The organism is Thermoleptolyngbya sp. M55_K2018_002 (assembly GCF_015295965.1).
GTDB lineage: Bacteria > Cyanobacteriota > Cyanobacteriia > Elainellales > Elainellaceae > Thermoleptolyngbya > Thermoleptolyngbya sichuanensis.
This window is the reverse complement of the sequence record NZ_DVEA01000033.1, coordinates 19,279-28,517: the sequence shown is the minus strand read 5'-3', so window position 1 is coordinate 28,517 and position 9,239 is coordinate 19,279. Positions and strand designations below refer to the sequence as shown.

Here is a 9,239-nt window from a genome sequence, read left to right as displayed (position 1 = left end):
CCCAATCCTCTGCTACGGCCACCGTTCCTGCAATGCAGCGATGCAGCAAGTCTAGCCGCGCTGGAATCGGCAAAGTTGCCCAGGCAGACTTGTGAGCTTGGAGATGGGCGATCGCGGTGTCGGCGGCGTGCATGGGCAGAGATGGGGCAGACGGGAGAGGGTGAGCAGGGGGGCGGTTGGGAGGCGGCTACTTTGCTAACCCTATCACTCCACTAACCCCATCACTCCATTCACCATCACTCCATTTACCGTCACTCCATTCACCATAATTCCACCGTCACTCCACCATCGCTCCACTATCGCTCTATCCCGCCCTTCGGCCAGGTAAACCAAAACGTGGTTCCTTGACCCAATTCAGATTCCAGGTGAATCTCGCCGCCCTCGGTGTCGATGATTTTCTTGACGATGGATAGCCCAATGCCCGTGCTTTCCTGATCGTCTTTGGACTTTAGCGTTTGGAAAATGGCGAAGATGCGATCCTGATAGCGGGGGTCGATGCCGGGGCCGTCGTCCGCGATGGTGAATCGAAGGTGGCTGCCCTGGTCGGCAACAGTGACTTCGACCCGTCCATCCGGGCGATCGCGGTGTTTAATGGCATTGCCAATCAGGTTTGCCAATACCTGGCTGAGCAGCAGCGGCTTGGTCGTCAGGGTTGGCAACTCTTTAGGGACAAGAATCTGCACGGTGTCCGGCGGGTCGAGCAAATCAACGACTTCATGCAGCAGCGTCGTCAGGTTGACGGTTTCCGTCGTCGTATCGGAGCGACCAATGCGGGAATATTCCAGCAGCCCGTTGATCAGCCCCTCCATCCGGCGGACGCGGCTTTGCATCAGAGTGAGATGCTGCCGGGTTTCTTCTGGCAGGGAATCGTCTAAGTCTTCTTCGATCCAATAGGCGAGGTTGGCGATCGCCCTCAGAGGAGCCTTCAAATCGTGCGACACCACGTAGGCAAACTGATCTAGCTCCTGATTGCGTTCGCGCACCTGGGCCGTGCTTTGCGCCAGCAGCAGGTTCAACTGGGCCAACTCCTGCGCTCGCGCCTCTAGCTCTCGTTCGTCACGCTTGCGCTCGGTCACTTCTTGCACCGTGACGTTGATGCCCTGCAAGTTGCCGTCTAGCCCCCATAGGGGATAATAATTTGCCAGCCAGTCGCGCAGCACGCCAGGTTTCAGCGGCGTTTCTCCCTGCACCTCCAAGTTGAGAACAGGCTGCCCCGTGCTGGCAACCTGCCTCAAAACCCGTTCCTGATGCTCGGCCAGTTCTGGCACGATATCCCAAACCGTTTTGCCCAGGTGATCCTCGATGGGGATGCCGTTGATTTCTGCCAGAAAGTCATTCAGCCGCACGTAGCGAAACTGGGTGTCAAACACGCACAGGCCAATCGGCGCAGTGGTGTAAATCGCCTCGATTTCTGCAAGCTGTCGGCGGGTCGTCTCTTCGCTCTCGCGGAGGCTGGCTTCATCGAGCCTGCGCTGGGTCGTGTCGATTAGCACCCCCGACATTTGCATGGGCTGCCCGTCTGCGTCATACTCACAGCGACCCACCGAGTTGACCCAGCGCAGGCTGCCATCGGGATGCTTCAGGCGATATTCGCAGCGAAAGGTCTGGCACTGGGCGATCGCCGCTTCTGTCACCGAGGCAGCCAACGCCCGATCTTCAGGCAGAATCTGCGCCTTCCAGTCTTCCACGTCAAAATTCTCCAGACTGGACGGTTCGCGCCCCAAAATCCTGGCAAACTGCGGCGTACCTGTAATCCGATTAGAGTCGATATCCCATTCCCAAAAGCCCATCTCTGCGGCATCCAGCGCCAGCGTCAGGCGATTGGCGTAGCGCTGAATTTCGGTGCGGGCTTGCTCGGTCTGGCTGCGGGCTTCCTGCTCTCGACGCAGCAGTTCTTCCATCTGATGATTGGATGCTTCAAGCTGGGCCGTGCGCTCCGCCACCCGGTCTTCGAGCTGGGCCTGATAGCGCTTCAGTTCTGCCTCAATCGCCATACGCTCGGCAATCTGCGCCTGGAGTTCTTGGTTTGCCTGTTCTAACTGAGTCGGGCTGGGCAGCGCCAGCGCGTTGGGCACGATCGAAAATAGTTCTTTCGCCGTAAACAAGGATATGCCTGCGGTCAGCAGCTTAATCGAACCCGACAGCCAGTAGTCTGGATGCCATAGCGTCCACACCTCCAGCAAATGCGTCGTACCGCAGGCTACGATAAATGCGCCAAACAGCAGAAAAATATCGTTAAAGGGCAAATCCTTCCGCTTGCGAACGAAGTAGTACAGCGTTAGCGGAATGGAATAATATGCCAGGGCAATCAGCGCATCGGAGCCGACATGTAGCCCCACCAGCCCCGGCTGCCACAAATAGCAGTGTCCATGCGGAATAAACGAAGACGCAGCAGACCCCATGCCCAGGCTTGCTTCCTCATAAAAATGCCCGATCCTGTCCCACCCCAATAGTCCAAGCCAGCGTGCAGCCATTCCCTACCTCCTCGACCCCACTGCGTCTCCCTGGTTTGTCGCGGGTAAGCCCGCACTTGCAAAGCCTGTATTGCTCGCTGTGGCGACCTTGGTTAAAGCAATAACATGCAGTGCTTTGGTGGCCAAGTCTTTCGCAAATTTCAGCGTGTGCAGCAACATAAGGCGCATTCTTGATTGTAGTCAGGGTGTAAGGCTCATTGGGGTCTGGTCTAACCGGATAACCGCCTACCTCGCTTAAGCAGGAACTGCGAAACTTTGCTTCTGAGTTTTTGGAAGTTTCTGAGTTTTTGAGACCTGAAAGCGAGATCGGGCGCAGCGTTACTATTTGAGTGCAGAGGGAATGATAAAGCTGAGTTCTGACAAGACTGATATCGTGCCTCTCTGCAATTGCCTGACTTTCAGGCTACTTAGGCTAAAAAGTTTCAATTGCTACATGGCCTTCTAAAGGGGGCAGCGATCTGTTTGTGATTCTCACTTGCAATTCTCAAAGGCTATCAAAGACTTGACCCGCATTCTGAAGCAGTTTCGCCGCTTTTGCTGCAAGAGTGTGCCCATCGCGCAAACCAACATCCAAAGTTGCAAATAGTACGTTGTTCCGACACAAGCACTGGATGGAACTCTTGAAACTCTCTACCTGAGGCAGCCTCAAACCTACCTTTAAGACCCTGACGGCTGTGGGGCTAAGGGATGATACGACATAACACTCAACTTAATCAATTTTTTATCATTTATCAATCATCGTTCCATCATTACTCTACTCTTTGCGATTTGTGTCCCCTTGCGATTTGTTTGTTGTAAGAGTATTACGGAGTGCTGTCCCTATTCCAGCCCTATTCCAGCCCCGTCTTTACCGAACGGTAGCTGTGTTCGCCCCAACACAATCCAGATTATGCACCCATCCATTCCCCCCCGTGCCCGCCCCAGCCTAGCGAGAGGACTGCCGTTGCGATCGCTCTTGGTGTTGCCCTTTGCGCTGCAAATCTTTGCGGCGGTGGGGCTGACGGGGTGGCTATCGATCCGCAACGGCCAGCGAGCGGTAAACAATGTTGCCAGCCAGCTTCGCAGCGAGGTGGCCGCCCGCATTCATCAACAGCTTGGGACGTTTCTGGAAACCCCTCATACGATTAATGCGATCGCCGATGATGCCATCCGCCGCTTTGACCTGTGGAACCCCAGCGATATGGGCAACCTGCGGCGCTACCTGTATGCGCGGCTTCAGCAGTTTCCCACGGTTAGTTATATCAGCTTTGGCGGCGAATTGTCGGAGTATGCAGGTGCAGGCCGCAAAGCAGACGGAACAGTAGTCGTAGAAACGACGGATCAAACGACTAATTTTGTAAATACCATTACGCAAGCAGACGCAGCCGGAAACCCGACCGATCGCGGGGTTGAAACGTATCCGCAATATGATCCCCGCACGCGCCCCTGGTATCGCAACGCCAAAGCCGCCGGGAAGCCAGTCTGGAACGACATTTACCAGTACTATATCGAGGCAAACCTGGGCATTTCCACGAGCCGTCCTTATTTTGACCGGGCCGGCGTGTTTCGGGGGGTGATCAGCACTGATGTATACCTCACAGGAATTAGCGATTTTCTAGATAGCCTCAGTATTGGAAAGTCGGGCGAAACCTTTGTCCTTGATCGAGCGGGCTACATCGTGGCCTCTTCTACGGGCGAGCGACCGTTCACCGATCAGGGCAACGGTCAGAATGCGGAACGCCTGCGGGGGATCGATAGCCAAGTGCCGCTGATTCGGGAAACAAGCCAATTTTTGCTCGACCAGTTTGGCGATCTGGCGCAAATTCAAACGGCTCAGCAGTTGGACTTTAGGAACAATCGACGGCGAGAGTTTGTAGAGGTGATGCCCTTTTCAGACGGGCACGGGCTGGACTGGCTAATTGTGGTTGTAGTGCCAGAATCCGACTTCATGGCACAAATCCAGACCAATACCCGCAATACGATTCTGTTGTGCTTGCTGGCATTGGCGATCGCCAGCGCACTTGGGTTTCTCACTGCTCAGTGGATTACCCGGCCGATCCAGCAGTTGGGAGCCGCAAGTCAGGCGATCGCCAGCGGCAATCTCAACCAAAGCGTGACCACGACAGGCATTCAGGAACTAGAAACCCTGGCGGATTCGTTTACCCAAATGGCCCAACAGCTCAAAGTATCTTTTACAGACCTAGAAGCACGGGTAGCAGAGCGCACGGCCGAGCTAGAACAAGCCAAGACGGCCGCAGAGGTCGCCAACCAGGCCAAAAGCGAATTTTTGGCCAGCATGAGCCACGAACTGCGAACCCCGCTCAATGCCATTCTGGGCTTTACGCGCATTTTGCGACGGGAATTTGCAGGCAATGCTGACCAGCAAACTTACCTCAGCATCATCAGCCACAGCGGAGAACACCTGCTCAGCCTGATCAACAACGTGCTGGACATGTCCAAGCTGGAAGCAGGACGCACCACCGTCGTACAAGACTGCTTCGATTTGTATCAACTGCTGACCCAGCTTGAGGAAATGTTTGAACTGCGGGCAGACACCAAACTGCTTCAGCTTTCGGTCAGCCATGCCCCAGCCGTCCCTCGCTACATCCGCACCGACGAGAAAAAACTGCGGCAAATTCTGATTAACCTGTTGAGCAACGCGATCAAGTTTACGCAGGTTGGCAGCGTCACGCTGTACGTCGAGGTGTGGCTCCAGGGTGAGGTTGCAAAAGCAGCAGAGGCAGAGACACGAGCAAATACACCAGCAAATACACCGGCAAATACATCAGCAAATATATCAGCAGATACGCCGATCGAAACTCCTGCCGAAGACCACCCAGACAACCTGCCAAGGGAGGCTCCCGCAGCAATAGCCGCGCCCGACTCGCCGCCCATTCGCCTACGCTTTACCGTGAGCGATACTGGCCCCGGCATTGCCGCTGCGGATTTGGACAGTATCTTTGAGCCGTTTGTGCAGACGGCGCTGGGACAGCAGGCCAGCCAAGGGACAGGCCTAGGACTGGCGATCAGTCGGCAGTTTGCACGGGCTTTGGGGGGTGATTTGACGGTTCGTAGCGTGCTGGAGCAGGGTGCAACGTTTGCGCTGGAGGTGCCCGTCGATCTCGTGGAAGCGGCAGCGCTGCCCTACATCGTTCCGGCGCGGCGTGTCGTGGGTGTGGCCGCCGATCAGCCCCGCTATCGCGTTTTGGTTGTAGATGACCGCTGGGAAAATCGCCAGCTCATTCTGCGGCTACTAGCACCGCTGGGGTTCGAGCTGCAAGACGCTGAAAATGGACTGACGGCGATCGCCCATTGGCAGAGCTGGCGGCCCCATCTGGTTCTGATGGACATGCGGATGTCGGTGATGGATGGCTACGAAGCCACCCGCCAAATTCGCGCCCTAGAGCGCAACAACCCCGACCAAACGCCCACCAAAATCATTGCGCTCACCGCCAGCGCTTACGAAGAAGAGCGGGCAATGGTGCTGTCGGCAGGCTGCGACGACTTTGTTCGCAAACCCTTTCAAGACGAGACGCTGTTCAGCAAAATCAGGGAACATCTAGGCGTGCAATACCAATACGAAGAAACGCCCCCGGCTCCGCAGTCGGTCGATTCGCAAACTGCGCTCAATGCCGATGCTCTGCTGGTCATGCCCCTGGCGTGGCGAGAAACGCTTTACCAAACCGCCCAGAGCCTCAACTCCCAGCGGATTCTGGCGGTGATTGATGAAATTCCCCCCGATCACCACAGCCTGGCCGCTCAGCTTCGACAGTTAGTTGACCATTTTCGCTACGATCTCATCCTCGAACTTACTCGGCGTGTAATTCAGCCATGACTGAGGGGCATCCCAAGACCCATCCGGGCAAAATCCTAGTGGTTGACGACACCCCCGACAACCTGCGGCTGCTGGCAGGCTACCTGACGAGCCAGGGCTACGAGGTACAGTGCGCGATTTCTGGGGCCCTCGCGCTGATTGGTATCAAAAACAGCCCGCCTGATATCATCCTGCTCGACATCAAAATGCCGGAGATGGATGGTTTTCAGGTTTGCCAGCGGCTCAAGCAAGACAGCGCCACTCAGGATATCCCTGTGATTTTTTTGAGTGCGCTCAATTCTGGCTCGGACAAACTGCGGGCGTTTCAGGTCGGCGGGGTAGACTACATTACCAAGCCCTTTCAGCTTGAGGAAATCGTCGCCCGTGTGGAAAATCAGCTTTCGCTGCAACGGGCCAAAGCCGAAATTCTCAGCCTCAATGCCGAACTCGAACAGCGGGTCAATGAACGCACCCGCGAACTGGCGCAGCTTTACTTGCATTTGCAGACCAGCGAAGAGCGCTTTCGGACAGTTGCCAATGCGGCTCCGGTGCTGATCTGGATGGCTGAGCCGGACGGTCAGCATAGCTTTGTGAATCAGCGCTGGCTAGAGTTTACGGGCGATTCGTCATCGCAATTGCTCGGCAATGCCTGGATGCAGCGTATCCATCCAGAAGACCTGCCCTGCGTTCGCCAGATTTATGAAGCCGCAGTCGAGCAGCGCCAGAACTTTGTTGCAGAATATCGCCTGCGGGATGCTCACTCGGCCTATCGCTGGGTGTTGGAAACGGGTGTGCCTTTGCTGACGGCTGGACAGGAGTTTGCAGGTTTTATTGGCTGCTGTGTGGATATTCACGATCGCAAGCAGACCGAAGACCAACTGTTGCACAATGCGCTGCACGATAATCTCACCGATTTGCCCAACCGCACCCTGCTGATGGAGCGGCTGAAGCTGTCGCTGGGGCGGGCCCGGCGCTACGACGGGTTTCATTTTGCGGTGCTATTTCTCGATTTGGATCGGTTCAAGCTGGTGAACGATAGTCTGGGGCATGGGGTGGGCGATCGCCTCTTGGTGGCAATTGCCACTCGGCTTAACCAACTGATTCGCCCGACGGATCTGCTGTCTCGTCTCGGCGGTGACGAATTTGTGATTTTGCTGGACGATGTTGAAAGCGCCCAGGAAGCCGTCCAGGTCGCCACTCGCATTTTGGAATCCCTGCAAACGCCATTTGTTCTGGAAGCGCGAGATGTCTTTATCAGCACTAGCATCGGCATTGTGCTGAGTTCGCTTGAGTATCAAGATGGGGCAGAACTGCTGCGCGATGCCGATATCGCCATGTATCGCGCCAAAACCCAGGGCAAGGCGCGGTATGAAATTTTTAATCCGGTGATGCATCAGGAGGTGCTAAAACGGCTGCATCTGGAAAGCGACCTGCGGCAGGCGCTCAAGCAGCAGGAATTTGTTTTGCATTATCAGCCGATTGTGTCGCTGTCGAGCGAGGGGCTAGCAGATTTTGAGGCGCTGGTGCGCTGGCACCATCCGCAGCGCGGGCTAGTGCCGCCCGATGAGTTTATCCCCATTGCAGAAGAAACAGGGCTGATTGTGCCGCTGGGGAAGTGGGTGTTGCAAGAAGCCTGTCGGCAAATGGCTGAATGGCAGCGCCAGTTTACGGAAATGCCGCCGCTGCGGGTGAGCGTCAATCTCTCGGTCAAGCAACTTCAGGAGCCGGGGCTGCTGGCGTATATTGACGACGTGCTGGCACAGCATGGTTTGTCAGGGGCCAGCCTGACGCTAGAAATTACTGAGAGTATGCTGATCGACAATGCAGAAACGGTGATCACGCTGCTGCATGAGCTGCGATCGCGCTCCATCAATATCGACATTGACGACTTTGGGACGGGCTATTCTTCCCTGGGCTATCTGCGTCGCCTGCCCATCCACGCCCTCAAGATCGACCGCACGTTTACCTATAACCTGGCACTCAATGCTGATATTGTGAAAGCCATTATCGCCCTTGGTCATGCGCTCAGCCTGGATGTGGTGGCAGAGGGCATCGAAACGCTAGAGCAAACGGAACTGCTAAAAAGCCTGAACTGTGAATATGGTCAGGGCTATTATTGGGGTCGTCCCTTGCCGCCCTGGGAGGTCGGGCAGTGGCTTCGGGAATTCAGCGTCAAGGATTAGGGCGACGTGGTGGGAAGGTCGGATAGCGGCTGACTATCCATCGCCACGATTACGACGGTGATGTTGTCGCGTCCGCCCTTGTCCTTGGCGGCGTTGACCAGAGCTGCCGCCGCCTTGTCGCAGGCGCGAATCGACTTGAGGTGAAAGGCAATCAGGTGATCCGATAGCTCTTCCGTCAGTCCGTCGCTACAGAGCAAGAGGCGATCGCTCCCCTGCACATCAATGGGCTGCACGTCGATCTGTCGCAAGTCTTCCCGCCCCAGGCATTTGGACAAGATATGTCGCCACGGATGCACGCGGGCCTGATCTGGGGTAAGGTCGCCCACCTTCATGGCGCGGGCCACCCAGGTATGGTCTTCAGTAATCTGCTCAAGCTTGGCTCCCCGCAGGCGATAGAGCCGCGAATCCCCGATATGGGCACACCAAGGCTGACCGTTGCGAAACATCACTACAACGGCCGTTGTGCCCATGTCCGACCGTTCGGGATGCCGAGACTGATCCTGCACGATCGCCCGATTGGCGATCAAAAAAGCCCGCTCCAACAGCGTCCGCGAATCCTCGTCGGAAGTCCAGTGAGAGTCCAGATAATTCTGAATCATCTTGGTGGCAATCAGGCTTGCCTCCTGCCCGCCCGCGTGCCCCCCCATGCCGTCTGCCACGATAAAGAACCGGCCATTGGGGTCGATGTAATATGCGTCTTGATTGACGCTGCGCAGCAGTCCCGGGTCGGTAATTCCGGTAAAAAGGCACTTCATAATCGAGGCAGCGGACGGAGGGGTGAGAATCGGT

General features: G+C 56.2%; 4 protein-coding genes. 2 read left to right on the top strand and 2 right to left on the bottom strand.

Annotation, left to right across the window (positions count from 1 at the left end):
- Positions 1-296: 296 nt before the first annotated feature.
- Entirely contained in the window at positions 297-2,474 is a 2,178-nt protein-coding gene (locus IGS51_RS01575) for an ATP-binding protein (RefSeq protein WP_297075143.1), read from the bottom strand.
- Positions 2,475-3,363: 889 nt separating this feature from the next.
- Between IGS51_RS01575 and IGS51_RS01570 the strand changes: the two genes are divergently transcribed.
- Together IGS51_RS01570 and IGS51_RS01565 are read left to right on the top strand one after the other, a co-directional pair.
- Positions 3,364-6,288, top strand: a complete 2,925-nt coding sequence (locus IGS51_RS01570) for a hybrid sensor histidine kinase/response regulator (protein WP_297075141.1) — start codon at positions 3,364-3,366, stop codon at positions 6,286-6,288.
- Positions 6,285-8,450, top strand: coding sequence for an EAL domain-containing protein (locus IGS51_RS01565; RefSeq protein ID WP_297075139.1), 2,166 nt, complete (start codon positions 6,285-6,287; stop codon positions 8,448-8,450). Before IGS51_RS01570 ends, IGS51_RS01565 begins: the two co-directional genes overlap by 4 nt.
- Here the strand turns inward: IGS51_RS01565 and IGS51_RS01560 are convergent.
- Positions 8,447-9,205 carry a PP2C family serine/threonine-protein phosphatase gene (locus IGS51_RS01560; RefSeq protein ID WP_297075138.1) on the bottom strand — a complete coding sequence of 253 codons (759 nt, stop codon included), beginning with the start codon at positions 9,203-9,205 and terminating at the stop codon, positions 8,447-8,449. The two genes, IGS51_RS01565 and IGS51_RS01560, sit on opposite strands and share 4 nt — an antisense overlap.
- Positions 9,206-9,239 lie beyond the last annotated feature (34 nt).